Origin of the sequence: Pseudomonas sp. HMSC063H08, from assembly GCF_001813645.1 — a bacterium.
GTDB lineage: Bacteria > Pseudomonadota > Gammaproteobacteria > Pseudomonadales > Pseudomonadaceae > Pseudomonas > Pseudomonas aeruginosa.
In genome coordinates, this window is the sequence record NZ_KV813417.1 from 63,754 (window position 1) to 88,915 (window position 25,162).

Consider the following 25,162-nt stretch of genomic DNA (forward strand, 5'->3'; position numbering starts at 1 on the left):
GGCGCATCCGTCCCGGCCGGGTTCCCTGGGAGAAAAGCCATGAACCGTGCGTTGCACGCCTGGCCGGTGAGACTCTGCCACTGGCTCAATGCCTATGCCATGGCCTGCCTGATCGGCAGCGGCTGGGGCATCTACAACGCTTCGCCGCTGCTGGATTTCCGTTTTCCCGCCTGGGCTACCCTCGGCGGCTGGCTCGGCGGTTCCATCGCCTGGCATCTCGCCGCCATGTGGCTGTTGCTCGGCAACGGCCTGTGCTACCTCGCCTACGGACTGTCCAGCGGGCATTTTCGTCGCGACTTCCTGCCTTTGAGCGCGGCCGGCGTCTGGCGCGACCTGCGCCTCGCCCTCGGCCTGCGCCTGGTGCATGAGCCGGGCCGCTACAACGCGGTGCAGCGCCTGCTGTACTGGCTGGTCCTGGGGCTCGGCGCGCTGCTGGTGCTGTCCGGGCTGGCGATCTGGAAACCGGTGCAACTGCACGGGCTGACCGCGCTGTTCGGTGGCTTCCAGGGGGCGCGCTGGGTGCATTTCCTGGCCATGGCCGGGGTCGTCGGGTTCGTCGTCGTGCACCTGCTGCTGGTGCTGTTGGTGCCGCGCACCCTGCTGCCGATGATCATCGGACGCGAGTGGCGGCGCGGACGGAGGAGCGGAGGATGAAGGGGCCGGAGAAGAAGCGCGCGAAGATCGCGATCGACCCGTCCAGCGAGCGGCAGATGGTCGATTTGCAACGCCGCCTGCTGTTGCGCGGCGGCCTGTCCCTGGGCGCCCTGGCGATGCTCTCGGGGTGCCGGCTACAGGATGGCGATTCGGTCGACAAGGTACTCTGGGCCATGTCGCGCTGGAACGACCGGGTCCAGGCCTGGCTGTTCAGCCGTACGCGGCTGGCGCCGACCTTCGATCCGTCGCAGGTGGTCTCGCCGTTCCCCTTCAACGCGTTCTACCCGGCCTACAACGTGCCGGAGATCGACCTGCCGGAATACCGCCTGCAGGTTTCCGGGCGGGTCCGCGACAAGCGCCCCTGGAGCCTGGAGCAACTGCGCCGGCTGCCGCAGGCCAGCCAGGTCACGCAACTGATCTGCATCGAGGGCTGGAGCGCGATCGGCCAGTGGAGCGGAGTGCCGCTGCGCACCTTCCTGGAGCTGGTCGGCGCCGACACCTCGGCGAAGTACGTCGGCTTCAAGTGCGCCGACCGCTACTACTCCAGCCTCGACATGCCCAGCGCGCTGCATCCGCAGACCCTGCTGGCGCTGGAGATGTCCGGGCAGGCGCTGCCGGAGGAGAACGGCTACCCGCTGCGCCTGCGGATTCCCACCAAGCTCGGCTTCAAGAACGCCAAGCACGTGGTGGAGATCTTCGTCAGCAACAGCAATCCCGGAGGTTACTGGGAGGACCAGGGCTACAACTGGTTCAGCGGAGTCTGAGGCGGGAGAGTGCGGCTTGCTTCGGGCCATGCGCCCAGCGCGACAGGGATGGGAAAATAGGAAAGCCCGGCATCAAGCCGGGCTTTTCTCGCGCCTTGCGGCGTAACGAGCGGTCAGGCGGTGCGCAGGTCGAAACGGCTCATGCTGCGATGCAGGCGGTCCACGGTCTGTTCGCTGCCGTTGTCGGCCAGGCGGGCTTCGGCCTTGGTCATGTCCTTGTGCAGGCGGTCGACGGTCTGCTCGCTGCCGTTGTCGGCCAGGCGGGCTTCGGCCTTGGTCATGTCCTTGTGCAGGCGGTCGATGGTCTGCTCGCTGCCGTTGTCGGTGATGCGCAGTTCGACGCTGGACATGTCCTGGTGCAGCCGGTCGATGGTGCGGCTGGAGCCATCGGCGGCGAAGGCGGCGTTGGCGGTCAGGGTGGCGAGGGCGAGGCCGAGGATCAGGGAAGCTTTCATGACGGTGACTCCGAGTGGGTTGTCGATTGCGTTGGAGTCATTTTCAGTTCGGATAAGTCGATTTAAAAACGAAGTGCGATGATAGTGTCTATCGACATGGGTGATTATTTGTTTTCTTCTTACTTATCAGTAAGTTAGTTGATTATTTTTGTGATGTCGAAGATTTCGTAAAGGATAGTTAGCTTTTCTCTATTTAATCGATAAATTGGATAAATAAGGCGAAAAGAAAAGCCGGCGCTGCGGGCGCCGGCTCTCGGACGGGTCTTGCTCTGGCGTCAGGCGAGGTCGTCGAGGATGTCGGCCATGTCGTCCGCGTGTTCTTCTTCCTGGGCCAGGATCTCCTCGAAAATGCGTCGGGTGGTGGGGTCGTCGTTACCGAGGTAGGTGATGATCTCGCGATAGCTGTCGATGGCGATGCGCTCGGCGATCAGGTTCTCGGTGACCATGTCCTTCAGGGTCTTGCCTTCGACGTATTCGGCATGGGAGCGCTCCTCCAGGCCGCGCGGATTGAAGTCCGGCTCGCCGCCCAGTTGCATGATGCGCTCGGCCAACTGGTCGGCATGCTGCATTTCCTGGTTGGCGTGCTCGAGGAACTCGGCGGCGGCGATGCTCGCCTTAAGGCCGGTGGCCATGAAGTAGTGGCGCTTGTAGCGCAGGAAGCAGACCAGCTCGGTGGCGAGCGCTTCGTTGAGCAGGCGCAGGACGGTCTGGCGATCGGCCGAATAGCCTTCGGTGACCGCGCCTTCCTGGATGTTCTTGCGGGCACGGTCGCGAAGGGTCTGGACGTCCGTCAGTTGAACGGTGGTCATCGGTTTTCTCCTTGAGGCTGATCCGGTGAAAAGGGCCGGCTCTGCGGCCGGCTTTTTCTGCTTACCTAAGGTGTGAGTCCCGCGCGGTCGAAAAAGTTTTATCGACCCGCCGCCGAACTGGCCTTTTGCCTGAAATGCGTGGGACGGGGAGCAATGCCGGCGTTTCGCCGGTCCTAACGGAACGGGCCGGCGTATTCGCGCTGGCGAGTCCATGGGCCAGCCTGCACACTGACGGGCTGAGCGAGGCGCGCTGCCGCGCCTGCCCGACAACCGACGCGGCAAAAAGGAGTTGTGCATGACGCGCGGCCGAAAGATCCTGACCTGGAGCCTCGCCAGCCTGGTCCTGCTGCTGGCGGCGTTGGTGGTGTTCATCGCCACCTTCGACTGGAACCTGATCAAGCCCACCCTCAACGAAAAGGTCTCGGCGGCGCTGAACCGCCCGTTCGCCATCAACGGCAACCTCGCCGTGGCCTGGCGCCGCGAGGAGGGCGAGGAAGGCTGGCGCGCCTGGATCCCCTGGCCGCGCTTCAGCGCCGAGGACATCACCCTCGGCAACCCGGAGTGGACGGCGGGCAAGACCAAGGCGAGCGAGTTCGCCAGCCTGGAACGCATCGAATTCCGCCTCGCGCCGTTGCCGTTGCTCTGGCAGACCATCCGCATTCCACAGATCAAGCTGACCCAGCCGCGCGCCGACCTCCTGCGCCTGGCCGACGGCCGCGCCAACTGGGATTTCGACCTGCCTGCCAGCGACAGCGACGAGCCGTCCGCCTGGCAACTGGACATCCGCGAGATCGGTTTCGACAAGGGTAGCGTCAGCCTCGACGACCAGCGTTTGAAGACCCGCCTGGAAGTGCTGGTCGACCCGCTCGGCAAGCCGGTGCCGTTCGGCCAGTTGGCCGGCAAGGCGCTGGCCACGGGCGATGCGGCGAACGCCCAGGACTATGTGTTCGGCTGGAAGGTCAAGGGCACCTACAAGGGCCAGGCTCTGGCCGGCTCGGGCAAGGTCGGCGGGATGCTGGCGTTGCAGGATGCGAGCAAGCCCTTCCCGCTACAGGCCGAGGTCAGTGCCGGCAGCACCCGTGCCGCGGTGGTCGGCACCCTGACCGACCCGCTCAACCTCGGCGCCCTCGACCTGCGCCTGAAGCTGTCCGGGACCAGCATGGCCAATCTCTATCCGCTGACCGGCATCACCCTGCCGGACACCCCGGCCTACTCCACCGACGGTCACCTGCTGGCGCGGCTCAAGGAGGAGGGCGGCGCACTGTTCCGCTACGAGAACTTCAACGGCAAGGTCGGCGCCAGCGACCTGCACGGCAGCCTGACCTTCGTCGCTCGCCAGCCTAGGCCGAAGCTGTCCGGCAAGCTGACCTCCGAGCAACTGCGCTTCGCCGACCTCGGCCCGCTGATCGGCGCCGACAGCAATGTCGAAAAACAGAAGCGCGGGCAGACCAGCCGCCAGCCGGGCGACAAGGTGCTGCCGGTGGAGGAATTCCGTACCGAGCGCTGGCGCGACATGGACGCCGACGTGGAATTCACCGGCAAGCGTATCGTCCACAGCGACCAGTTGCCGATCAGCGACCTCTATACCCATCTGGTGCTCAACGACGGCCTGCTGCGCCTGGAGCCCCTGCGCTTCGGCGTGGCCGGCGGCAAGCTGGAGTCGGACATCCGCCTGGACGGCGGCAAGCAGCCGATGCAGAGCCGAGTGAAGATGAGCGCGCGGGGCTTCAAGCTGAAACAGTTGTTCCCCGGCTTCGCGCCGATGCAGACCAGCTTCGGCGAGCTGAACGGCGACGCCAGTCTCAGCGGCAGCGGCAATTCGGTGGCGAAGATCCTCGGTGGCGCCGATGGCGAACTGAAGATGCTGATCAACGACGGTGCGATCAGCAAAGGCCTGACCGAAATCGCCGGCCTCAATGTCGGAAACTACCTGGTGACCAAGCTGTTCGGCGACGACGAGGTGAAGATCAACTGCGCGGCCGCCGACTTCGGGCTGCAGAAGGGCCTGATGACCAGCCGGCTGTTCGTCTTCGACACCGAGAACGCGCTGGTCAACGTCGACGGCACGGTGAACTTCGCCAACGAGAAGCTCGACCTCGATGTCACCCCGCACAGCAAGGGCCTGCGGATCTTCTCGCTGCGCTCGCCGCTGTACGTGCGCGGCACCTTCGCCAAGCCCGACGCCGGGGTCCACGCCGGGCCGCTGGTGGCGCGCGGCGCGGGAATGATCGCCCTCGGCGTGGCGGTGGGCCCGGCGGCCAGCCTGCTGGCTCTGGTGGCGCCGAGCAAGAGCGACGACAACCAGTGCACCGCCCTGCTGCAACGCATGCGCCAGCCGGCCAAGGCGCCGGCCGGCAAGCGCTGAGTCAGTAGATGGGGATATACAGGTCGACTTGCGAGTTCGGATCCAGCGGTCCGCGGAAACGCTGGTCGTAGTATTCGAAGTCGACCCCCGCCTTGGGCTCCAGGCCGCGTTCGGCGAGCAGGTGGCTGTAGATCGCCTGGAAGCTCTCGGCGATCTGCGGCGCCGTGCCCTTGTGGGTGAACACCGCGTACTTCTGCGCCGGCACCTGGAAGCGCACCATGCCCTCCGGCACCGGCCAGCCTTCCTGCACCTCGAAGCCGGCGACGTAGTGGAATTCACCGTTGGGCTGCTGCGCGCAGATGCCATAGGAGACCTCGGGATCGTGCTTGCCGGCGATCTCGTGCTCGCGCGGGATGAAGCGTTCCCAGAGCTGGCCGATGGTGTCGCCGGGGGCGCTGCCGAAGTATTCCATGCCCACCACGCTGAAGGCGGGACGTTCGACGATTCGTGCATGCATGTTGCGGATCCTCCAGTGGGCGAGCGTCGCCAGGGTTCGGTCGAGTTCCGCCAGCAGGCGCTGGCGGGCGCTGATCTCTTCGCGCAGGGTGTGCTGGTGTCGTTGCAGGAAATGCCGCAGGCGTTGCGGGTCGTCCAGCGCGCCATCGCGTTTCAGGCGGTCGATGGCTTCCAGCGGAACGTCCAGCCGGCGCAGCGCGAGTATGCGCGAGAGCTGCTCGATCTGTTCCGGCCGGTAGTAGCGGTAGCCGTTGTCGCTACCGGTGCGCGCGGGGACGAACAGGCCGATGGCATCGTAGTGGCGAAGCGTCTTGGTGGAGATCTCGAAGATTCGCGCCAGTTGGCCGATGGTGAGCATTTCCGGTTCCTGCTGCGGGATAGCGGCAGACTACGGATTGCCCCTGGGGCAAGGTCAAGGGGTTTGTGCCGGTGCGCACTTTCTCTGAACGTCCGCCGTCGCCTCCCGGTCCCAACAGTGAACCCATCGCAAAGGGAGATATCCCCATGCCCCGTGGCGACAAGAGCAAGTACAGCGACAAGCAGCAGCGCAAGGCCGAGCACATCGAGGAGAGCTACAAGGCCAAGGGTGTGAGCGAATCGGAAGCCGAGGCGCGCGCCTGGGCGACGGTGAACAAGCAGTCCGGCGGCGGCGAGCGCAAGGGCGGTTCCGGCCGCGCCAAGAGCGAGACGGCCAAGCGCGCCGACCGCAAGGACTCGGCCCATCGCGCCGCCCAGGCCCGCTCAGGGAGACCGGCCAACCGCGGCTCGGCGAGCCGTGGCAAACGTCAGGGCAGCACCTCGGTGAGCGAGATGACCCGCGAGGAATTGATGCAGCTGGCGCGCAAGCGCGACATTCGCGGTCGTTCGACGATGCGCAAGGCCGAACTGATTGAGGCACTGTCCCGGGCCTGAACGCAGACGCCCCGCCTCCGTAAGGAAGCGGGGCGTCGAGCCGTCAGGGGCGGGCGTCGCGCTCGTGGCGGTCCAGCTCGGAGCAGCTCAGGAAGCCCGAGCCGTCGACCTTGCCGCTGCCGTCGAAACTGACGTAGAACGGCTGCTGCTGGCCGTCCTTGTTGAGGATGTAGCTGTTGCAGCTCCCCGGTTTCATCAGGCGCTTCTGGGTGCCGGAAGGCGTGCCGCCGATGCGCAGGACTTCCTGCTGGCTCATGCCTTTCTCGACATCCTTGACCAGCGGTTCGTTGCGGAAGGTGATGTAGTTGACCGGGTTCTGCACCTTGGTCGACGCGCAGCCGGCCAGGGTTGCCATCACGAACAGTGCCGCCAGTGACTGCTTGTACATGCTGTGACTCCTTGTGGTTGAGCGGTGCTTGCCAACATTGGAACGCAGGCCCTCGCGCAGAGTTCGCCCGGAATCGCGGCGGATTGCCTCAGACCTTCTCCAGGGCCCGGTGCGGCAGGGGTGGCAGCTGGATATCGATGGCGTCGCCGGGGCGAACCTCGCCGTCTTCCAGGACGATCGCCATCACCCCGGCCTTGCGAATCAGGTTGCCCTGTTCGTCGCGGCCGAGCACGGCGGCGGTCAGTCCGGGCTGGTAGTTGTCCAGCTGCGAGCAGGGATTGCGCAGGCCGGTCAGCTCGACCAGGGCGCTTTCCCCCAGGCGCAGGCGGGTGCCGGTGGGCAGGCCGAGCAGGTCGACGCCACGGGTGGTGATGTTCTCGCCCATGGTCCCTGGGCCGATGGCGAAGCCGCTGGCGCGTAGCTCGTCGTGCAGTTCCTCGTGGATCAGGTGGACCTGGCGCAGGTTCGGCTGGGTCGGGTCCTGCCGCACCCGCGAGCGGTGCTTCACGGTGACGCCGTGGTGGGCGTCGCCCTCGACGCCGAGGCCTTTCAGGAGGCGGATGGCGGGACGCACCTGCTTGCTGAACGCGTGGGTGGCGCAGAGGCTCACCGCGATGACCTGTTGCATGGAACTCCTCCTCGTGCGAAGCGTCAGTCTAGCCGCGAAACATGACGCTTGTCGCAAGCGCACAGGACGCGTTCCCAGCCCCTGCAAAGCCCGCCGCAGTCGCTAGACTTCAGCGCACCTGCATGCGAACGTGCAGCCCTTCAAGGAGAGTTCGATGAATATCCTGCGTATCCCGATGTTCGTATTGGCCATGGCCGTCTCGGCCCATGGTTTCGCTGCCACCGCGCAGCAGGAGAAGATGACCGCCTGCAACGCCGAGGCCACCACCAAGGCGCTCAAGGGCGACGAACGCAAGGCGTTCATGAGCGGCTGCCTGAAGGCCGGCGCGCCTGCCGGCGGCAAGGCCACCGCCCAGCAGGAGAAGATGAAGAGCTGCAACGCCGACGCCAGCGCCAAGTCGCTCAAGGGCGACGAGCGCAAGGCATTCATGAGCAGTTGCCTGAAGGCCGGCGGCAGCGCCAAGGCGGCGACCCAGCAGGAGAAGATGAAGACCTGCAACGCCGACGCCACCGCCAAGGCGCTCAAGGGCGACGAACGCAAGGCGTTCATGAGCACCTGCCTGAAGAAGTGAGCCCCACCCTCGTCGGGCTCGGTGTGGCGGCGGATAACGCCTGTGGCGTTATCCGCCCTGCGGACGGGTGTGGCGTGGTCCTGGCGTAGGGCGGATAACCGCTCGCGGTTATCCGCCATGGCGGGCCCGGTGTGACCTTATCCCCCTATAGGGCAGGGGCACGACCAGGGCGGCTCAGCCATAGCGCTTCTTCGCCTCGATGGCCAGGCCGCTGCCGATGCTGCCAAACAGGTTGCCCTCGACATGACGGGCGTTGGGCAGCATCGCCGAGACGCTCCGGCGCAGCGCCGGAATGCCGCTCGAACCGCCGGTGAAGAACACCGTGTCGACCCGGTCCGGGTCGACCCCGGCCGAGGCCAGCAGTTGCGCGACGCTGTTGCGCACGCGCTCCAGCAGTCCGTCGACGGCGTTCTCGAACAGCCCACGGGTCAGCTCCACGCCGAGCCCGGCCTCGATGCGCTCCAGCGAGAGGTGCAGGCGCTCGGTTTCGGTCAGGCGGATCTTGCTGTCTTCCACCTGCATCGCCAGCCAGTGCCCGGCGCGTTCCTCGATGAGCCTGAAGAGGCGGTCGATGCCGGTGCTGTCGACGATGTCGTAGCGCATGTTCTTCAGCGCCAATTGCGACTTCTGCGCGTACACCGCGTTGATGGTGTGCCAAGTGGCCAGGTTCAGGTGGTAGCTGGTGGGCATGAAGGCGTCGCTCTTCATCCGGCTGCCGTAGCCGAACAGCGGCATCACGCCTTCCAGGCTGAGCTGCTTGTCGAAGTCGGTACCGCCGATGTGCACGCCGCCGGTGGCCAGGATGTCGTCCTGGCGCTCGGCCAGGTTGCGCCGCTCCGGCGCCAGGCGCACCAGGGAGAAGTCCGAGGTGCCGCCGCCGATGTCGACGATCAGGACCAGTTCCTCGCGCTGGATGCCGCGCTCGTAGTCGAAGGCCGCGGCGATCGGTTCGTACTGGAAGGAAACCTCCTTGAAGCCGAGCTTGTTGGCCACCTGCACCAGGGTGTCCTGGGCCTCGCGGTCGGCCTCCGGGTCGTCGTCGACGAAGAACACCGGGCGACCCAGCACCACCGCGTCGAAGGCTTGCCCGGCGGCGGCCTCGCCGCGCGCCTTGAGCTGGCCGATGAACAGGCCGAGCAGGTCCTTGAACGGTAGGGCGCTGCCGAGCACGGTGGTCTCGCTCTTCAGCAGCTTGGAGCCCAGCAGGCTCTTCAGCGAGCGCATCAGCCGGCCCTCGTAGCCCTCCAGGTACTCGCCGAGCGCCTGGCGGCCGTAGACCGGGCGGCGCTCCTCGACGTTGAAGAACACCACCGAGGGCAGGGTGATCTTGCCGTCCTCCAGCTCGATCAGCGGTTCGACCTCCGGCCGCCACCAGCCGACGGTGGAGTTGGAGGTGCCAAAATCGATGCCCAGGGCGCGGGCGGCGGTGCTCGGGTTCATGGCGCGAAACGGTCCGGGAAAAAAACGGCCGCGCAGTGTATGCGAGAGCGTCGCGGATTTCACCGCCGGCGATCGGCAGGAAGCGTCCTGGGACGTCCGTGCGGGCCGCCCCGACCTTTGTATACGGATTTGCCAAGGGGCCCGCGCATGGTGCTATGTTGGCGCTGCTTTCCCACTCCGTCTTGCCGTGTTGTCCTGGATTTCGTCATGCATAGAGCCTCACACCATGAGTTGCGTGCGATGTTTCGCGCGCTGTTGGACTCCTCCCGTTGCTACCACACCGCTTCCGTGTTCGATCCCATGTCGGCGCGCATCGCCGCCGACCTCGGCTTCGAGTGCGGCATCCTCGGCGGTTCGGTGGCTTCCCTGCAGGTCCTGGCGGCGCCGGACTTCGCCCTGATCACCCTCAGCGAATTCGTCGAGCAGGCCACCCGCATCGGCCGGGTGACGCGCCTGCCGGTGATCGCCGACGCCGACCACGGCTACGGCAACGCGCTGAACGTAATGCGTACGGTGGTCGAACTGGAGCGCGCCGGAATCGCTGCGCTGACCATCGAGGACACCCTGCTGCCGGCGCAGTTCGGGCGCAAGTCCACCGACCTGATCTGCGTCGAGGAAGGCGTCGGCAAGATCCGCGCGGCCCTGGAGGCGAGGGTCGACCCGGCGTTGACCATCATTGCCCGGACCAACGCCGAACTGATCGACGTCGATGCGGTGATCCAGCGCACCCTGGCCTACCAGGAAGCCGGCGCCGATGGCATCTGCCTGGTCGGCGTGCGCGACTTCGCCCACCTCGAGGCGATCGCCGAGCACCTGCACATCCCGCTGATGCTGGTCACCTACGGTAATCCGCAACTGCGCGACGACGCCCGCCTGGCGCGGCTCGGTGTGCGTGTCGTGGTCAACGGCCACGCCGCCTATTTCGCCGCGATCAAGGCGACCTACGACTGCCTGCGCGAGGAGCGCGGGGCGGTGGCCTCGGACCTGACCGCCTCGGAGCTGTCGAAGAAGTACACCTTCCCCGAGGAATACCAGGCCTGGGCCCGCGACTACATGGAAGTCAAAGAGTAGGCGACCTCAGGCCAGGCGCTGGCGCAACGCCTGGTACAGCGGTAGGTCGCGTTCGTACTGGCCGGGAACCAGGGCGTGGCGGTGCTCGGCGAGCATGCCCAGGTAGTCGTCCACCGCCGTGCGGTAGCTGGCCAACTGGTCGGTGGCCAGGGGCTGGCCGGCCATGGCGCGGATGTCGAAAGCCCATTGCAACCCGTCGCGGGCGTTCGAATAGGCGGCGCCGTCCATGCCGGCGGTGAGCGCCAGCCACTGGTCGAGGAAGGCCTGCGGTGCGTCGCGCGGGGGGAAGTGGCGGATCTTCGCGGCGCCCACCTCGGTGATGCCGTCGCCGTCCAGGTCGACGCTGTAGCCTTCCGGCAGCAGCAGGTTGCGCGCGCCTTCCTCGCTCAGCGCCTCGACCCGGATCGGCTCGGCCAGGCCCATGTTGCGCTGTAGCGCCTGCAGGTCGTCGGCGCCCAGGCGGGCGAGGAAGCCGCGGGCGTCCAGTTGCGCGCCGTTTTCGCAGGCGCGGTTGAGCACATGGGCGAAGCGCAACTGGTCTTCCAGGCTGACGCCGCGCACCCGGCTGTATTCCAGCTGGGTGGCGCCGAGGGTGTCGGCCAGCGCCCCGGCCTGCTCCGCGCTGCCTTCGGCGGCGACCGCGAGGCGCGCGTAGGCGGCCTGGAAGTCGCGCTGGAAATCCTGGTCGGGAGTGCGGGTCATCAGCTGCCGCTGGGCCAGGCTCGGAGAGCTGGAGGCTGAGTCGATCTTCATGTCCGGGTCGTCCTTGAGGCCGAGGAGAGAGAGCGCGTTACCCTACGCGCTGGTGGCGGCGCCCGCCAATGCGCAGAAGGTCGCAGGGCGACAGTCTGGTTCAGGATCGCCCGGAGCGCTCGCGTCGCTTGCGTTCGCGGTAGGCGGCCTGGTTGGCCAGGCGCCGCTGCGCCGAACCGGGGCGGTTGGCCGACTGGGCGCGGTACAGGCGCTGGGCGTAGACCAGTTCCATGTAGCGTTGCATCGCCCGGCTGTTGAACAGCAGCCAGGCACAGGCGCCGCCGCCGAGCGCCACCAGGCCCGACGTCTCGCCGCTGGCCAGGCGCAGCAGGAGCCCGGCGCCGACCAGCAGCAGGCTGGCGTCGCGGGCCAGGCGCGGGCCGAGGCTGGCGCCGCGGGAGAGCAGGGCGATCAGCCACAGCCAGGCCGCCAGCAGCGGCAGGGCGGAGAGCCAGCCCAGCGGCCGCAAAGGAGCCTCCGGCAATGCCAGGCGCAGCGCGGCAAGACCCAGCGGCGCGGCACCGAGCAGCAGCGCCAGGCTGCCGAGCAGCGGTGCGTAGAGACCGGGATGACGGCGCGGATACAGGCCGTGCAGTTGCCGGACGCTATAGCGGTCCTCCGGCGCCGGCAGGGCGAACGGATCGCCGGCGAGCGCGGCGTCGAGCTGGCGGCCCTGGTCGATCAGGTGGGCGAGGCGGCGGAACGGTCCCATCATGCGGTGTACCTTCAGGCTTGGCTGGCGATTGTGCCACGCCAGGCCGATGGTCGCGCCGCCCTTGCAAAGCCGCGGGCGAACGCCCATATCTGGAGGTTCCAGGGTTTCAGCCAGAGGAGTCAGTCATGGCCAGCGGGTGGGCGAACGACGGTGCGGTGCAGGAACAGATCGACAGCACGATCGAGGATGCCATCGCTCGTGCGCGCAGCCAGTTGCCCCGTGGCGAGAGCCTGACCCATTGCGAAGAGTGCGACGCGGCGATCCCCGAGGCGCGGCGCCGGGCGATTCCCGGCGTGCGCCTGTGCGTCAACTGCCAGGCCGAGCACGACAGGGAACAGGCGAAGTTCAGCGGCTACAACCGCCGCGGCAGCAAGGACAGCCAGTTGCGCTGAAGGCCTGCCTCAGTTTTCCCGATAGCGTTCCTTCACCCATTGCTCCACCGGCGACAGGGTGCGCATCCCCACGCCCAGCGGATCGTCCAGGTCATGCTGGCTGGAGGCGGTCCAGCGCGGGTCGATGAAGGACCAGGCCAGGCCCGCCGGGCCCTGGTCGCGGTAGGTACCGAAAACGTCGTTGAGGCCCAGCGGCTCCGCGTTGCGCAGCCACTGCCCGTTGAAGCCGTCGCCGTTGATGGTGCGGTCCGAGATCCAGCGACCGTCGTCGTAATGGAAGGCCATCACTCGCCAGCGATGCTCGCACCAGTGGCAGGCGTCGTCGTCGACGTAGAAGGCTTCGACGAAGATTTTCTTCCCGCCGATGTCGAGGAAGGTCGAGTAATCGTCGGTATGGCGCGGGGCCAGGCTCAGTCGGCTGCCATCGCCGAGGTCGATGAAGCGATCGGGGGCGTAGGGCGAGCGCGGCGAAAGGCTCATCAGGACCCTGGCGTAGTCGTCCCGCTGCGGCGGGTCGGCGACCAGTGCCTGGCGCTCCGCGGCGGTCAGCGCGAAGCGCTCGCTGCCTCGGCCGACCACGTCTTCCAGCTGACGCTGGTCGCGCGGCAGGGTGCCGTCGAGGCCGGCGTACAGGTTGACCGCCTGGATGAACCGGGCGACGTCGATGTCGAGCATTTCCGGATAGCCGGAATGGGCGGTCAGCGCGCCGTCCTTCAGGTCGTAGATCACCGACCAGCGCGTCCCTCCCGAACCGCCGGCGTAGGACAGGTAGCCCAGGCGCAGTTCGTCGCGGCCGTCGCCGTCGTAGTCGGCGACTTCCAGTTGGCTGAGGCTGAACAGCTGGGGGAAGGCATAATCGGTTTCGAACTGCTCGCGCGGTTTCCGCTTCGCGTCCGGATCGAAGGGGACCAACTGGATCTTCCGGTATTCCCGGAGGCTCAGCTCGACCATGTTCTTCTGGATATCCAGGAACGGGGAGAGGTTGAGCAGCGAGGAGAGGAGGCCGGGTTCGGCGATGTAGAACACCTTCACCAGCGGCAGGTTGGTCCGTCCCTGGTTCCGCTCCAGGCGCTCGATGACCTGGTCGTCCATGGCGAAGGCCTTGCCGACGAAGCGCCGATTGCCGTAGGCGACCAGGAATTTCTCACCGAAGCCGAGCAGGTCGGCGCCCTTGATCTCCACCTCGTAGTCCGCCGGAAAGCGCGCGAGGATGGCTTGGCGCAGCATCACGTCCTTCTTGCTGATGGGAATCTCGCCGTACTGGTAGAGCTGGTAGGTCCAGTAGAGAAAGTAGCTGACCACGACGATGGCCGTCGCCTGGAAGGCCTTGGCCAGATACGGGGTGGAAGCGTTGCGGGACGATTGGCGGGAGGACATGGACGGACTGCCGGCGGCTGCGGAGAGGCACCATTGTCGCCGCTAGCGCCGACAAGCCAAGCTGTCCGAACGGAGCGGTCGACGTCCCGGCGTGGCGCCGGGACCCGTCGCTTGGGAATCAGAACAGGAAATAGCGCTGTGCCATCGGCAGCACGTCCGCCGGTTCGCACCAGAGCAACTGGCCGTCGGCGCGTACCTGGTAGTTCTGTGCGTCGACCTCGATGGTCGGCAGGTAGCCGTTGTGGATCAGGTCGGTCTTCTGCACACCGCGACAGCCGCTGACCACGCCGATGGCCTTGCGCAGGCCGAGCTGCTGCGGTACGCCGGCGGCGAAGGCGGCCTGGCTGACGAAGGTCAGGCTGGTCGCGTGACGGCTGCCGGCGTAGCTGGCGAACATCGGCCGGTAGTGCACCGGCTGCGGCGTGGGGATCGAGCCGTTGATGTCGCCCATCAGGCTGGCGGCGATGGCCCCGCCCTTGAGGATCAGGCTCGGCTTGACGCCGAAGAAGGCCGGGCGCCAGAGCACCAGGTCGGCCCACTTGCCGGCTTCGACGGAGCCCACTTCATGGCTGATGCCGTGGGTGATCGCCGGGTTGATGGTGTACTTGGCGATGTAGCGCCTGGCGCGGAAGTTGTCGTTGCGCGCACCGTCGCCGTCGAGGCGGCCGCGCTGGCGCTTCATCTTGTCGGCGGTCTGCCAGGTGCGCGTGATCACTTCGCCGACCCGGCCCATGGCCTGGCTGTCGGAGCTGATCATGCTGAACGCGCCGAGGTCGTGGAGGATGTCCTCGGCGGCGATGGTCTCGCGGCGGATGCGCGACTCGGCGAAGGCCACGTCCTCGGCGATGGCCGGGTCGAGGTGGTGGCAGACCATCAGCATGTCCAGGTGCTCGTCGATGGTATTACGGGTGAACGGCCGTGTCGGGTTGGTCGAGCTGGGCAGCACGTTGGCGAAGCCGCAGGCCTTGATGATGTCCGGTGCGTGGCCGCCGCCGGCGCCCTCGGTGTGGTAGGTGTGGATGGTGCGGCCCTTGAAGGCGCCGAGGGTGGTCTCGACGAAGCCGGATTCGTTGAGGGTGTCGGTGTGGATCGCCACCTGGATGTCGTGGCGCTCGGCCACCTCCAGGCAGTTGTCGATCGCCGCCGGGGTGCTGCCCCAGTCCTCGTGCAGCTTCAGGCCGATGGCGCCGGCGAGCACCTGCTCCTCCAGCGGCAGCGGCAGGCTGGCGTTGCCCTTGCCGGTGAAGCCGATGTTCATCGGGAAGGCGTCGGCGGCCTGGAGCATCCGCGCCATGTGCCAGGGACCGGAGGTGCAGGTGGTAGCGTTGGTCCCGGCGGCGGGGCCGGTGCCGCCGCCGATCATGGTGGTGACGCCGCTCATCAGCGCCTCTTCGATCTGCTGCGGGCAGATGAAGTGGATGTGCGTGTCGATGCCGCCGGCGGTGAGGATCATGCCCTCGCCGGCGATCACCTCGGTGCCGGCGCCGATGGCGATGTTCACCCCGGGCTGGATGTCCGGGTTGCCGGCCTTGCCGATGGCCTGGATGCGCCCGTCCTTGAGACCGACGTCGGCCTTGACTACGCCCCAGTGGTCGAGGATCAGCGCGTTGGTGATCACCGTGTCGACCACCTGCGCCGCGCCCAGCTGGCTCTGGCCCATGCCGTCGCGGATGACCTTGCCGCCGCCGAACTTCACTTCCTCGCCATAGACGGTGAAGTCCCGTTCCACCTCGAGCCACAGGTCGGTGTCGGCCAGGCGCACGCGGTCGCCGACGGTGGGGCCGAACATGTCGGCGTAGGCTTGTCTGCTGATTTTCATCGAACGCTCCTTTGGCGATCGTCGGTGTTCGCTGTCTTTCCTCGGACCTGGCCAGTTGGGAATGGGCCCTAGAGGTCCCCCATCACCCGCCCGGCGAAGCCGTATACCCGCCGTCCGCCGCCGATTTCCACCAGCTCCACCTCGCGGCTCTGCCCCGGTTCGAAGCGCACCGCGGTGCCGGCGGCGATGTTCAGGCGCATGCCACGGGTGGCCGGACGGTCGAAGGCGAGGGCGTCGTTCACCTCGAAGAAGTGGTAGTGCGAGCCGACCTGGATCGGCCGGTCACCGGTGTTCGCCACGCTCAGGGCGAGGGTGCGGCGGCCGGCGTTGAGTTCGATATCGCCGGGCTGGATGTCGTATTCACCGGGGATCATGGGGGCTCCTTAGGGTTCAGGGCGCGCTGCGCGTCGGGTCGAGGTTCAGTTGCATGAAGGTCAGGTCGAGCCAGCGGCCGAACTTCTGGCCCACCTGCGGCATCTGCCCGCTGATCTCGAAGCCGAGGCGCCGGTGCAGGCCGATCGAGGCGGCATTGCCGCTTTCGATGGCGGCCACCATGACGTGCAGTCCCTGGGCCCGCGCACGTTCGATCAGCGCCTGCAGCAGTTGCACGCCGAGGCCTTTGCCGCGCTGGTCGTCGCGCACGTAGACGGAGTGCTCGACGGTGCCGCGGAAGCCCTCGAAGGGTCGCCAGTCGCCGTAGGAGGCGTAGCCGAGCACTTCGCCGGCGGCGTCGCTCGCCACCAGGATCGGGTAGCCCTGGCGGGCGCGGGTGTCGAACCAGGCCTGGCGGTTGGCCAGGTCCACCGGGGTTTCGTTCCAGATCGCCGTGGTATTGCCCACGGCGTCGTTGTAGATGGCGAGGATGCCGGGCAGGTCGGCGACGCCGGCGTCGCGGATCGAAGCGCTCATGGGCGGCCTCAGGCGATGGGCTGGTGGACGGTCACCAGCTTGGTGCCGTCGGGGAAGGTGGCCTCCACCTGGATGTCCGGGATCATCTCCGGCACGCCCTCCATCACCTGCTCGCGGCTCAGCAGGGTGGTGCCGTAGTGCATCAGTTCGGCGACGCTGCGGCCGTCGCGCGCGCCCTCCAGCAGGGCGGCGGAGATCAGCGCCACCGCCTCCGGGTAGTTCAGCTTGAGACCGCGTGCCAGCCGGCGCTCGGCGAGCAGGCCGGCGGTGAAGATCAGCAGCTTGTCTTTCTCGCGGGGGGACAAGTCCATCTCAGGTACTCCAGATGCGTGGGGGAACGGCCTCGCGGCCGAGCAGCGCCGGCCGCAGCAGGCGCCAGAGTTCGATCAGCCAGGCTCGCGCGTGCAGCGCCTCGTCGGCCAGGCAGCGCGCCACCAGCAGGCCGCCGGGCAACTGGCTGAGGTTGCCGCGGCCGGCGCAGGGGAGCGCGCGGCAGCGTTGCAGCAGGTCGGTGTCGATCTCGCCGCTGGCGACCAGGGTCGCCAGCACCGGGTGCCCGGCGAGGCCGATCGGCGAGTCGAGCAGGCGGTCGCCGCCGTCGATGCGCTGGCGCTCGTGCCAGAGCAGGCGGTCGTCGCGACGGATGTCCAGGGCTGCGACGAAGTGGCCGCTGGCGAAGCGCTCGCCGCTGGCCGGGCGGCCGAGCGCGACCATGTCCCAGTAGAACAGGCGGGCGTCGCCGCGCAGTTGGATACGGGTTTCCAGTTCGGCCTGGGCGCCGGCGAAGACGATGCTTTCCTGCGGCAGCCATTCCAGGGTGGCGCCGGGCTCCAGGTGGATCTCCAGGGTCTGCCGCGACGGGCAGGCGGCGCGGTACCACTTGGCCGCGCCGGGGCTGGTGAGCTGGGCCCAGGCGCGTTCGCCGAGGCGCACGTCGAAGGCCAGGCTGTCGCCGCCGGCGATGCCGCCGGGCGGATGCACGAGGATGTGCTGGCAGACTTCCGGGCCTTCGGCGTAGAGGTGCTTCTGCACCCGCAGCGGTCCGGCGTGGCGCCGCGTCACCGGGCGTGTGGCGTCGCCGGCGCGGGCGTAGGCCAGCTCCAGCTGGGCGTGCCAGGCGGGGTGGAAGCTCAGGTCGGGGAGGGCGGCGGTCATCGGTCGGGTCAGGCCAGGGCCTTGCGCATGAACACGCGGCGGAATCCCTCTTCCTGGCGGCGTTCGTATTCGAGGTAGCCGACCCTGGCGTAGAGCGCGATGTTTTCCGTCATCCGCTCGTTGGTGTAGAGGTACAGCGAGCGGTAGCCGAGGCTCGTCGCGTCGCGCTCGGCGCGTTCCAGCAGCTGTCGGCCGATGCCCTGGCCCTTGCATTCGGGAAGCACGGCGAGGTTGTCGACGAGGAAGCCGTCGGCGGTTTCCCGGGTCACCAGCAGGCCGACCGGCTGGCCGTCGTGCTCGGCGATGAGGACCCGGTCGCTGGCGATCACCTCGTGGTAGTCCTGGGTCATCGGCCAGGGCTTGCGGCCGATCACCGCGATCCACGGGGCATAGGCGGCGGCGACGCAGAGCGCGGCGAAGCCCGCGTCGGCCTGGACGGCCGGGCGCAGAGTGACGGTCATTTCGACCTCCTGCGGAAAGACGAGGGCATAGAGATTGCCAGCGCAGGCCCCGGTTGCGCCAGCGGCAGTGTGTCCCAGTCCGTTCAAATCGCCACCAGCCCGCGCACGCCCTCGCTCTCCATGTCGCGGCCGCGGCCCTGCTGGACGATCTCGCCGCGCGCCATCACCAGGTATTGGTCGGCCAGTTCGGCGGCGAAGTCGTAGAACTGCTCGACCAGCAGGATCGCCATGTCGCCGCGCGCCGCCAGGCTGCGGACGACCGTGCCGATCTCCTTGATCACCGAAGGCTGGATGCCTTCCGTGGGTTCGTCGAGGATCAGCAGTCGCGGCTGGCTGGCCAGGGCGCGGCCGATCGCCAGTTGCTGCTGCTGGCCGCCGGAGAGGTCGCCGCCGCGGCGCTGTTTCATTTCGCGCAGGACCGGGAACAGCTCGTAGATGAAGTCCGGCACCGTCCGGGCGTCCCTGGCGCTGAAACGGGACAGTCCCATCAGCAGGTTCTCTTCCACCGTCAGCCGGGGGAAGATTTCCCGTCCCTGCGGCACGTAGGCGATCCCGGCGCGGACCCGCTGGTGCGGCCTGAGTCCGGTGAGCGAACGGCCTTCCCAGGCGACCTGGCCCTCGCGGGCCGGGACCAGGCCCATCAGGCAGCGCAGCAGGGTGGTCTTGCCCACCCCGTTGCGACCGAGCAGGCAGGTCACCTCGCCTACCTTCGCCTCGAAGCTCAGGCCACGGAGGATATGGCTACCGCCGTAGTACTGGTGGAGCTTGTCGACTTGCAGCATGGTTCTCTTCCATTTGTCCCGTGATGGTTCTTCACTGCGATTCCCAACCTGGCTCGGCGGATAACCGCGAGCGGTCATTCGCCCTACGCGACGGGCGCCACTTGGCAGGCGCTACCCGCCGAGCGGATGGCTGGCGTCAGCGACCGAGGTAGACCTCGATCACCTGTTCGTCGGCCTGTACCTCCGCCAGCGAGCCTTCGGCCAGCACGTGGCCCTGGTGCAGCACGGTGACATGGTCGGCGATGCTGCCGACGAAACCCATGTCGTGCTCCACCACCATCAGCGAGTGCTTGCGCGCCAGGGACTTGAACAGCTCGGCGGTGAATTCGGTCTCGGCATCGGTCATGCCCGCCACCGGCTCGTCGAGCAGCAGCAACTGCGGTTCCTGCACCAGCAGCATGCCGATCTCGAGGAACTGCTTCTGGCCGTGGGACAGCAAACCCGCCGGACGCTGCCGCGACTCCAGCAGGCGGATGGTGGCGAGCACCTCCTCGATGCGTTCCCTCTGCGTGCCGTCGAGCCGCGCGCGCAGGCTGGCCCACACCGACTTGTCGGCCCTCTGCGCCAGTTCGAGGTTCTCGAACACGCTCAGGGCCTCGAACACCGTGGGCTTCTGGAACTTGCGGCCGATCCCGGCCTGGGCGATCTGCACCTCGCTCATGCGGGTCAGCTCGAGGGTGTCGCCGAAATACGCGGTGCCGCTCTGCGGGCGGGTCTTGCCGGTGATCACGTCCATCAGGGTGGTCTTGCCGGCGCCGTTGGGGCCGATGATGCAGCGCAATTCGCCGACGCCGATGTACAGGGTCAGGTCGCGCAGGGCCTTGAAGCCGTCGAAGCTGACGTTGATGTCTTCCAGGCTGAGGATGGTGCCGTGGCGCGCGTCCAGCCGGCCGCTGGTGGCGGCGCCCAGGCCGATGGCGTCGCGGCCGCTGCCGGCGGTATCGAGGCCGGGGTGGAAGGCCGGTTCGAGCATCAGGTGCGGGGTGGTCCTCATTGCTCCTTCTCCTTGCGCAGCAGGCCGAGCAGGCCGCGCGGCAGGTACAGGGTGACGACGATGAACAGCGCGCCGAGGAAGAACAGCCAGTATTCCGGGAAGGCCACGGTGAACCAGCTCTTCGCACCGTTCACCACGCCGGCGCCGAGCAGCGGGCCGAGCAGGGTGCCGCGTCCGCCGAGGGCGACCCAGACGGCGGCTTCGATGGAGTTGGTCGGCGACATCTCGCTGGGGTTGATGATCCCCACCTGCGGCACGAACAGCGCGCCGGCGAGGCCGCAGAGCACCGCGCTCAGGGTCCAGACGAAGAGTTTGTAGCCGCGCGGGTCGTAGCCGCAGAACATCAGGCGGTTCTCGGCGTCGCGCAGCGCGGTGAGGACCCGGCCGAACTTGCTCCGCGCCAGGCGCCAGCCGAGCAGCAGGCTGGCCGCGAGCAGCGCGACGGTGGCGAGGAACAGGGCGGCGCGGGTGCCCGGCGCGGTGATCGGGAAGCCGAGGATGCTGCGGAAGTCGGTGAAGCCGTTGTTGCCGCCGAAACCGGTCTCGTTGCGGAAGAACAGCAGCATGCCGGCGAAGGTCAGGGCCTGGGTCATGATCGAGAAGTACACGCCGCGGATCCGCGAGCGGAAGGCGAAGTAGCCGAAGGCGAAGGCCAGCGCGCCGGGCACCAGTACCACCAGGCACAGCGCCCAGAGGAAGTGCTGGGTGCCGGCCCAGTACCAGGGCAGTTCGTTCCAGGAAAGGAAGGTCATGAACGCCGGCAGGCTGTCGCCGGAGGCCTGGCGCATCAGGTACATGCCCATGGCGTAGCCGCCGAGGGCGAAGAACAGCCCGTGGCCGAGGGACAGCAGGCCGGCGTAGCCCCAGACCAGGTCGAGGGCGAGGGCGACGATGGCGTAGCAGAGGATCTTGCCGGTCAGGGTCAGGCTGTAGGCCGAGAGGTGCAGCGCGCTGTCCGCCGGCAGCAGGTGCAGCAGCGGCATGGCCAGCAGCGTGGCGAAGGCTGCGCCGAGCGCGATAGCGGTGGCGCGGCCGCCGGCCCGGCGGGCGAGGGTGACGGTGAGTGGCTGGTTCAATCGATGACCCTCCCTTTCAGGGCGAACAGTCCCTGCGGGCGTTTCTGGATGAACAGGACGATCAGCGCGAGGATCAGGATCTTGCCCAGCACCGCGCCGATCTGCGGTTCGAGGATCTTGTTCGCCACGCCGAGGCCGAAGGCGGCGAGGACGCTGCCGGCGAGCTGGCCGACGCCGCCGAGCACCACCACCAGGAAGGAGTCGATGATGTAGCCCTGGCCGAGGTCCGGGCCGACGTTGCCGACCTGCGACAGGGCTACCCCGCCGAGCCCGGCTATGCCCGAGCCGAGACCGAAGGCGAGCATGTCCACGCGCCCTGTGGGCACCCCGCAGCAGGCCGCCATGTTGCGGTTCTGGGTCACCGCGCGGACGTTCAGGCCGAGCCGCGTGCGGTTCAGCAGCAGCCAGGTGAGGAGCAGCACGAACAGGGCGAAGCCGATGATGACGATGCGGTTCCACGGCAGCACCAGGTTCGGCAGCACCTGGATGCCGCCGGACAGCCAGGCCGGGTTGGCTACCTCGACGTTCTGCGCGCCGAACAGCATCCGCACCAGTTGGATCAGCACCAGGCTGATGCCCCAGGTGGCGAGCAGGGTTTCCAGCGGCCGGCCGTAGAGATGGCGGATCACCGTGCGCTCCAGGGCCATGCCGATGGCGGCGCTGACGCAGAACGCCACCGGTAGCGCCAGCAACGGGTAGAGCGCCAGCCATTCCGGCGCCAGGCGCTGGAACAGCAGTTGCACCACGTAGGTGGAGTAGGCGCCGAGCATGAGCATTTCGCCGTGGGCCATGTTGATCACCCCGAGCAGGCCGTAGGTGATCGCCAGGCCGAGCGCCGCGAGCAGCAGGATCGAGCCCAGCGACAGGCCACTGAAGGCCTGGCCGAGCAGGTCGCCGACCAGCAGCCGGCGCTTGACCTGGGCCAGGCTGGTGGCGGCGGCGATGCGCACGCCTGCCTCCGGTTCCACCGCCGGGTCGAGCAGGTTCTCCAGGCGGGTTCGCGCCAGCGGATCGCCGGACTCGCCGAGCAGGCGCACGGCGGAAAGGCGTAGCGCCGGGTCGGGATCGCCGAGTTGCAGGTTGGCCAGGGCCAGGCCGAGGGCTTCCTTCACGCCAGCGTCGCTCTCGATCCGCAGGCGCGCTTCGAGCAGCGGCCGTTGCGCGGCCTTGGCGGTTTTCTGCAACTGCTGCGCGGCGGCCAGCCGCAGCGGCACTTCGTTGGCCACCAACTGGTGGCTGGCCAGGGCGGTGTTGAGCAGGCCGCGCAGGCGATTGTTCAGGCGCAGCGGCTTCGGCTCGCCGTCCGGCAGGGCGTCGCCTTCGGCGGCCTGGAAACGCTGGTCGGCGCCGAGGAGGAATGGCTGCTGGCGGCTGTCCAGCGCAATGCGGTTGTGGCGCAGCGCTTCGAGAAAGGCCAGGCGACCGGCGTCGGGCGTCGCCGCCCAGTGTTCGAGCAGGTGGGCGCGACCGCCGTTGTCGGCAGCGGCGAAGTCCTGCGCCGGTCCGGCGTAGGCCGTCACCGCGAGAAGGGCGGCCAGGACCAGGACACAGGCCTGGAGCGGGCGGGTGAGGAGGGCAAGGGGCATGCTGGGGTTCCTGGGCGACGTGCGGTGTGGCCGGTCCCCCGCCCTCTCCCTGAAGGGCGAGGGGGCCGTTCGGCGCGCGACCGGAGCGTTCCCGTTCCGTTCAGGGGAACGCCTGGTCAGGGGGGCAGGGTTCTTCACGGCAGAACTCAGTTGCTCTTCAGCGCATGCTCCGGCTTTTTCTCGTTGCCCGGGATGAACGGGCTCCAGGGTTGCGCGCGAAGCGGCTCGGGGGTCTTCCAGACCACTTCGAACTGGCCGTCGTCCTGGATCTCGCCGATCATCACCGGCTTGTGCAGGTGGTGGTTGCTCTTGTCCATGACCAGCGTGTAGCCGGATGGCGCCTTGAAGCTTTGCCCGGCCATCGCCTCGCGAACCTTGTCGACCTCGGTGCTGCCGGCCTTTTCCACGGCCTGCGCCCACATATGGATGCCGACGTAGGTGGCTTCCATGGGGTCGTTGGTCACCGCGGTGGCGTAGTTCGGCAGGTTCTTCGCCTTGGCGTAGGCTTTCCAGTCGGCGACGAACTTCTCGTTGACCGGATTGCTCACCGACTCGAAGTAGTTCCATGCCGCGAGGTTGCCGACCAGCGGCTTGGTGTCGATGCCGCGCAGTTCTTCCTCGCCTACGGAGAAGGCCACCACCGGCACCTCGGTGGCTTCCAGGCCCTGGTTGGCCAGTTCCTTGTAGAAGGGCACGTTGGAGTCGCCATTGACGGTGGAGACCACCGCGGTCTTGCCGCCTGCGGCGAACTTCTTGATGTCGGCGACGATGGTCTGGTAGTCGCTGTGGCCGAATGGCGTGTAGACCTCCTGGATGTCCTTGTCGTCCACGCCCTTGCTGTGCAGGAAGGCGCGCAGGATCTTGTTGGTGGTGCGCGGGTAGACATAGTCGGTGCCGAGCAGGAAGAAGCGCCTGGCACCGCCGCCGTCCTCGCTCATCAGGTACTCCACCGCCGGGATCGCCTGCTGGTTCGGCGCCGCGCCGGTATAGAAGACGTTCGGCGAGAGTTCCTCGCCCTCGTACTGGACCGGGTAGAACAGCAATCCGTTGAGTTCCTCGAATACCGGCAACACCGATTTGCGCGACACCGAGGTCCAGCAACCGAAGACCACCGCGACCTTGTCCTGGGTCAGCAACTGGCGGGCCTTTTCCGCGAACAGCGGCCAGTTCGACGCGGGATCGACCACCACCGCCTCCAGCTTCTTGCCGTTGACCCCGCCCTTGGCGTTGATCTCGTCGATGGTCATCAGGGCCATGTCCTTCAGCGAGGTCTCGGAGATCGCCATGGTCCCGGACAGCGAGTGAAGGATGCCGACCTTGATGGTTTCGGCGGCCTGGATGGACCAGGACAGGCCCATGGAAGCGATGGACGCGGACAGCGTGAAGGCCTTGAGCAGACTGCGACGTTTCATTGGTGTTGTTCTCCATTCACCAGCGGTCGGGGCGGCAGTTTTCAGGAGGCGTCGTGCTTGTCGTCGGGCATCCGTCCGGTGGACGGCGGGGTGCGCACTGCGGCCTGGATCTCTTCGTCGAGGCTCCAGAGCAAAGGCTGTGCCTCTTCTTGGCGCTGGCCGGTATCGGTCGGCGAAAAGGCGCCGCGAGTCGCCGGGGAAGCATGCCGAGCAGGCCTGGCTATGCCGGTGAAGGCGGCGTTTTCAACGGGTTTTCGCCGGATATCGACGGAGAAGGGGTCGTGGGCTCCGGATGGGGAGGCGTCGCGCTGACCTCCCTCCCTACCGCCGGCGGCGCGTCCATGGGAGCGCCGCCGCTTCGCCCGGGCACCACTGCGGTGCGTCAGGGCGCGGCATCCAGGGTGTCCGCCTCAGGCTGGTGCGCTCAGCCTGGGAACAGCGAACCCTTCAGGCCGGTGACGATGATCTGCGCCGCCAGCGCGCAGACGAACAGACCCATCAGGCGACTGACGATCTGCAGGCCCTGGTCGCCAAGCAGGCGTTCGATGCGGTCGGAAAGATAGAGCGTGGTGCCGAGGGTCAGGCAGGCGAGGAAGATCGCCACCAGGGAGATCAGCTTGGCCTCCCAGCCCTGGCCGACGCCCATCACCAGCAGCGCGCCGATGGTGCCGGGGCCGACGGTGAGAGGAATGGTCAGCGGGACGATGGTCACGTCCTGCTGCACGTTGTCGCTCTGCACCGCCGCGCGGCCCTGGGCCATGCCCAGCGCGGAGATGAACAGCACGCTGCCGGCGCCGATGCGGAAGGCGTCGGCGGTGATACCGAAGAGGATGAAGATGTAGCGGCCGAACAGGTACAGCGCGACGCTGGCGATCAGCGCCGCCAGGGCCACCCGCCAGGCCATGCGCTTGCGGTCGCGCGGGCCGAAGCCGCGGCTGAGGCTGATGAAGCAGGACAGCACGAAGAAGGGGCTATAGAGCACCAGCATCTTCAGGTAGACGCTGAACAGCAAATGCATGGAGGCGCTTCCGGTCCGGGGGTGGGCATGAGCATAGCGTGCGACGGGCCGGTGCGATGTCCGGCGGGTTGGCAATATGCCGGTTCGCGTGGCATGTGACAACGAGGCCGGATGTCGGCGGATAACGCCGTTGGCGTCATGCGCCCTACGGGAGGCGGGACCACCGGGGCGTAGGGCGAATAACCGCGTGCGGTTATCCG

The 25,162-nt window shown here is 67.6% G+C and carries 28 protein-coding genes and 1 pseudogene; 8 read left to right on the forward strand and 21 right to left on the reverse strand.

Annotation, left to right across the window (positions count from 1 at the left end; all coding sequences use genetic code 11):
- Positions 1–39 precede the first annotated feature (39 nt).
- Both HMPREF2924_RS10920 and HMPREF2924_RS10925 read left to right on the forward strand, forming a co-directional pair.
- Positions 40–654 (forward strand): cytochrome b/b6 domain-containing protein, encoded by a 615-nt coding sequence (locus tag HMPREF2924_RS10920; RefSeq protein WP_003135409.1) that lies wholly within the window; start codon positions 40–42, stop codon positions 652–654.
- A complete protein-coding gene (locus tag HMPREF2924_RS10925) occupies positions 651–1,418 on the forward strand; it encodes a molybdopterin-binding protein (RefSeq protein WP_003110934.1) in 768 nt (255 codons plus the stop codon). Before HMPREF2924_RS10920 ends, HMPREF2924_RS10925 begins: the two co-directional genes overlap by 4 nt.
- 113 nt (positions 1,419–1,531) lie before the next feature.
- On the opposite strand, the gene HMPREF2924_RS10930 is transcribed toward HMPREF2924_RS10925, so the two are convergent.
- Both HMPREF2924_RS10930 and HMPREF2924_RS10935 read right to left on the reverse strand, forming a co-directional pair.
- Positions 1,532–1,873 (reverse strand): hypothetical protein, encoded by a 342-nt coding sequence (locus HMPREF2924_RS10930; protein ID WP_003110935.1) that lies wholly within the window; start codon positions 1,871–1,873, stop codon positions 1,532–1,534.
- A 275-nt stretch (positions 1,874–2,148) separates the two neighbouring features.
- Positions 2,149–2,682, reverse strand: coding sequence for a ferritin-like domain-containing protein (locus HMPREF2924_RS10935; RefSeq protein WP_003095503.1), 534 nt, complete (start codon positions 2,680–2,682; stop codon positions 2,149–2,151).
- 295 nt (positions 2,683–2,977) lie between these two features.
- Here HMPREF2924_RS10935 and HMPREF2924_RS10940 point away from each other — a divergent pair, with 295 nt between their 5' ends.
- Entirely contained in the window at positions 2,978–5,047 is a 2,070-nt protein-coding gene (locus HMPREF2924_RS10940) for an AsmA family protein (RefSeq protein ID WP_003135398.1), read from the forward strand.
- A 1-nt stretch (position 5,048) separates the two neighbouring features.
- On the opposite strand, the gene brlR is transcribed toward HMPREF2924_RS10940, so the two are convergent.
- Positions 5,049–5,861, reverse strand: coding sequence for a c-di-GMP-binding multidrug transporter transcriptional regulator BrlR (gene brlR, locus HMPREF2924_RS10945; RefSeq protein ID WP_003110937.1), 813 nt, complete (start codon positions 5,859–5,861; stop codon positions 5,049–5,051).
- A 146-nt stretch (positions 5,862–6,007) separates the two neighbouring features.
- Between brlR and HMPREF2924_RS10950 the strand changes: the two genes are divergently transcribed.
- Positions 6,008–6,415, forward strand: a complete 408-nt coding sequence (locus HMPREF2924_RS10950) for a Rho termination factor N-terminal domain-containing protein (protein ID WP_003095492.1) — start codon at positions 6,008–6,010, stop codon at positions 6,413–6,415.
- 43 nt (positions 6,416–6,458) lie between these two features.
- On the opposite strand, the gene osmE is transcribed toward HMPREF2924_RS10950, so the two are convergent.
- Positions 6,459–6,803 carry an osmotically-inducible lipoprotein OsmE gene (gene osmE, locus HMPREF2924_RS10955; RefSeq protein ID WP_003095488.1) on the reverse strand — a complete coding sequence of 115 codons (345 nt, stop codon included), beginning with the start codon at positions 6,801–6,803 and terminating at the stop codon, positions 6,459–6,461.
- Between the two features lie 88 nt (positions 6,804–6,891).
- Positions 6,892–7,431 carry an MOSC domain-containing protein gene (locus tag HMPREF2924_RS10960; RefSeq protein WP_003095483.1) on the reverse strand — a complete coding sequence of 180 codons (540 nt, stop codon included), beginning with the start codon at positions 7,429–7,431 and terminating at the stop codon, positions 6,892–6,894.
- Positions 7,432–7,621: 190 nt separating this feature from the next.
- Here HMPREF2924_RS10960 and HMPREF2924_RS36955 point away from each other — a divergent pair.
- Both HMPREF2924_RS36955 and HMPREF2924_RS36960 read left to right on the forward strand, forming a co-directional pair.
- Positions 7,622–7,738, forward strand: a pseudogene (locus HMPREF2924_RS36955) (PsiF family protein); the annotation flags it as partial.
- Positions 7,733–8,002: a PsiF family protein gene (locus HMPREF2924_RS36960; protein WP_058133593.1), complete on the forward strand. Its 270-nt coding sequence runs from the start codon at positions 7,733–7,735 to the stop codon at positions 8,000–8,002. The pseudogene HMPREF2924_RS36955 and the gene HMPREF2924_RS36960, both read left to right, overlap by 6 nt.
- A 174-nt stretch (positions 8,003–8,176) precedes the next feature.
- Here HMPREF2924_RS36960 and HMPREF2924_RS10970 read toward each other — a convergent pair whose 3' ends face one another.
- On the reverse strand, positions 8,177–9,442 hold the full coding sequence (locus tag HMPREF2924_RS10970; protein WP_003095476.1) for an Hsp70 family protein: 1,266 nt from the start codon (positions 9,440–9,442) through the stop codon (positions 8,177–8,179).
- A gap of 207 nt (positions 9,443–9,649) precedes the next feature.
- Between HMPREF2924_RS10970 and HMPREF2924_RS10975 the strand changes: the two genes are divergently transcribed.
- Positions 9,650–10,513: an isocitrate lyase/PEP mutase family protein gene (locus HMPREF2924_RS10975; RefSeq protein ID WP_003135385.1), complete on the forward strand. Its 864-nt coding sequence runs from the start codon at positions 9,650–9,652 to the stop codon at positions 10,511–10,513.
- A 6-nt stretch (positions 10,514–10,519) separates the two neighbouring features.
- Here HMPREF2924_RS10975 and HMPREF2924_RS10980 read toward each other — a convergent pair whose 3' ends face one another.
- Both HMPREF2924_RS10980 and HMPREF2924_RS10985 read right to left on the reverse strand, forming a co-directional pair.
- Positions 10,520–11,266 carry a hypothetical protein gene (locus HMPREF2924_RS10980; protein ID WP_003095466.1) on the reverse strand — a complete coding sequence of 249 codons (747 nt, stop codon included), beginning with the start codon at positions 11,264–11,266 and terminating at the stop codon, positions 10,520–10,522.
- 100 nt (positions 11,267–11,366) lie between these two features.
- Positions 11,367–11,981, reverse strand: a complete 615-nt coding sequence (locus tag HMPREF2924_RS10985) for a hypothetical protein (RefSeq protein WP_003135384.1) — start codon at positions 11,979–11,981, stop codon at positions 11,367–11,369.
- A gap of 125 nt (positions 11,982–12,106) precedes the next feature.
- Here HMPREF2924_RS10985 and HMPREF2924_RS10990 point away from each other — a divergent pair, with 125 nt between their 5' ends.
- Positions 12,107–12,373, forward strand: coding sequence for a DksA/TraR family C4-type zinc finger protein (locus tag HMPREF2924_RS10990; RefSeq protein ID WP_003095462.1), 267 nt, complete (start codon positions 12,107–12,109; stop codon positions 12,371–12,373).
- Between the two features lie 9 nt (positions 12,374–12,382).
- Here the strand turns inward: HMPREF2924_RS10990 and HMPREF2924_RS10995 are convergent, their stop codons facing one another.
- From HMPREF2924_RS10995 to HMPREF2924_RS11055, 13 genes are all read right to left on the reverse strand, one after another.
- Entirely contained in the window at positions 12,383–13,750 is a 1,368-nt protein-coding gene (locus HMPREF2924_RS10995; protein WP_003110941.1) for a hypothetical protein, read from the reverse strand.
- Positions 13,751–13,868: 118 nt separating this feature from the next.
- The gene (gene ureC / locus HMPREF2924_RS11000) at positions 13,869–15,569 is read right to left on the reverse strand and encodes an urease subunit alpha (protein WP_003095453.1); all 1,701 of its coding nucleotides are present in this window, start codon (positions 15,567–15,569) and stop codon (positions 13,869–13,871) included.
- Positions 15,570–15,637: 68 nt separating this feature from the next.
- Entirely contained in the window at positions 15,638–15,943 is a 306-nt protein-coding gene (locus tag HMPREF2924_RS11005) for an urease subunit beta (protein WP_003095450.1), read from the reverse strand.
- A 16-nt stretch (positions 15,944–15,959) separates the two neighbouring features.
- On the reverse strand, positions 15,960–16,478 hold the full coding sequence (locus tag HMPREF2924_RS11010; RefSeq protein ID WP_003099390.1) for an L-methionine sulfoximine N-acetyltransferase: 519 nt from the start codon (positions 16,476–16,478) through the stop codon (positions 15,960–15,962).
- Between the two features lie 8 nt (positions 16,479–16,486).
- Entirely contained in the window at positions 16,487–16,789 is a 303-nt protein-coding gene (locus HMPREF2924_RS11015; RefSeq protein ID WP_003095443.1) for an urease subunit gamma, read from the reverse strand.
- Position 16,790: 1 nt separating this feature from the next.
- On the reverse strand, positions 16,791–17,633 hold the full coding sequence (locus tag HMPREF2924_RS11020; protein WP_003116109.1) for an urease accessory protein UreD: 843 nt from the start codon (positions 17,631–17,633) through the stop codon (positions 16,791–16,793).
- An 8-nt stretch (positions 17,634–17,641) separates the two neighbouring features.
- A complete protein-coding gene (locus HMPREF2924_RS11025; RefSeq protein ID WP_003095437.1) occupies positions 17,642–18,094 on the reverse strand; it encodes a GNAT family N-acetyltransferase in 453 nt (150 codons plus the stop codon).
- A gap of 83 nt (positions 18,095–18,177) precedes the next feature.
- Positions 18,178–18,876, reverse strand: coding sequence for an urea ABC transporter ATP-binding subunit UrtE (gene urtE / locus HMPREF2924_RS11030; protein WP_003095434.1), 699 nt, complete (start codon positions 18,874–18,876; stop codon positions 18,178–18,180).
- A gap of 136 nt (positions 18,877–19,012) precedes the next feature.
- Positions 19,013–19,870 (reverse strand): urea ABC transporter ATP-binding protein UrtD, encoded by an 858-nt coding sequence (gene urtD, locus HMPREF2924_RS11035; protein ID WP_003135359.1) that lies wholly within the window; start codon positions 19,868–19,870, stop codon positions 19,013–19,015.
- Positions 19,867–20,946 carry an urea ABC transporter permease subunit UrtC gene (urtC, locus tag HMPREF2924_RS11040; protein ID WP_003135357.1) on the reverse strand — a complete coding sequence of 360 codons (1,080 nt, stop codon included), beginning with the start codon at positions 20,944–20,946 and terminating at the stop codon, positions 19,867–19,869. The genes urtD and urtC overlap by 4 nt, the downstream gene beginning before the upstream one ends.
- Positions 20,943–22,532, reverse strand: coding sequence for an urea ABC transporter permease subunit UrtB (gene urtB, locus HMPREF2924_RS11045; RefSeq protein ID WP_023094916.1), 1,590 nt, complete (start codon positions 22,530–22,532; stop codon positions 20,943–20,945). Before urtB ends, urtC begins: the two co-directional genes overlap by 4 nt.
- A gap of 146 nt (positions 22,533–22,678) precedes the next feature.
- Positions 22,679–23,944 (reverse strand): urea ABC transporter substrate-binding protein, encoded by a 1,266-nt coding sequence (gene urtA / locus HMPREF2924_RS11050; RefSeq protein ID WP_003123536.1) that lies wholly within the window; start codon positions 23,942–23,944, stop codon positions 22,679–22,681.
- Positions 23,945–24,368: 424 nt separating this feature from the next.
- The gene (locus tag HMPREF2924_RS11055; protein WP_003095417.1) at positions 24,369–24,962 is read right to left on the reverse strand and encodes a MarC family protein; all 594 of its coding nucleotides are present in this window, start codon (positions 24,960–24,962) and stop codon (positions 24,369–24,371) included.
- Positions 24,963–25,162 lie beyond the last annotated feature (200 nt).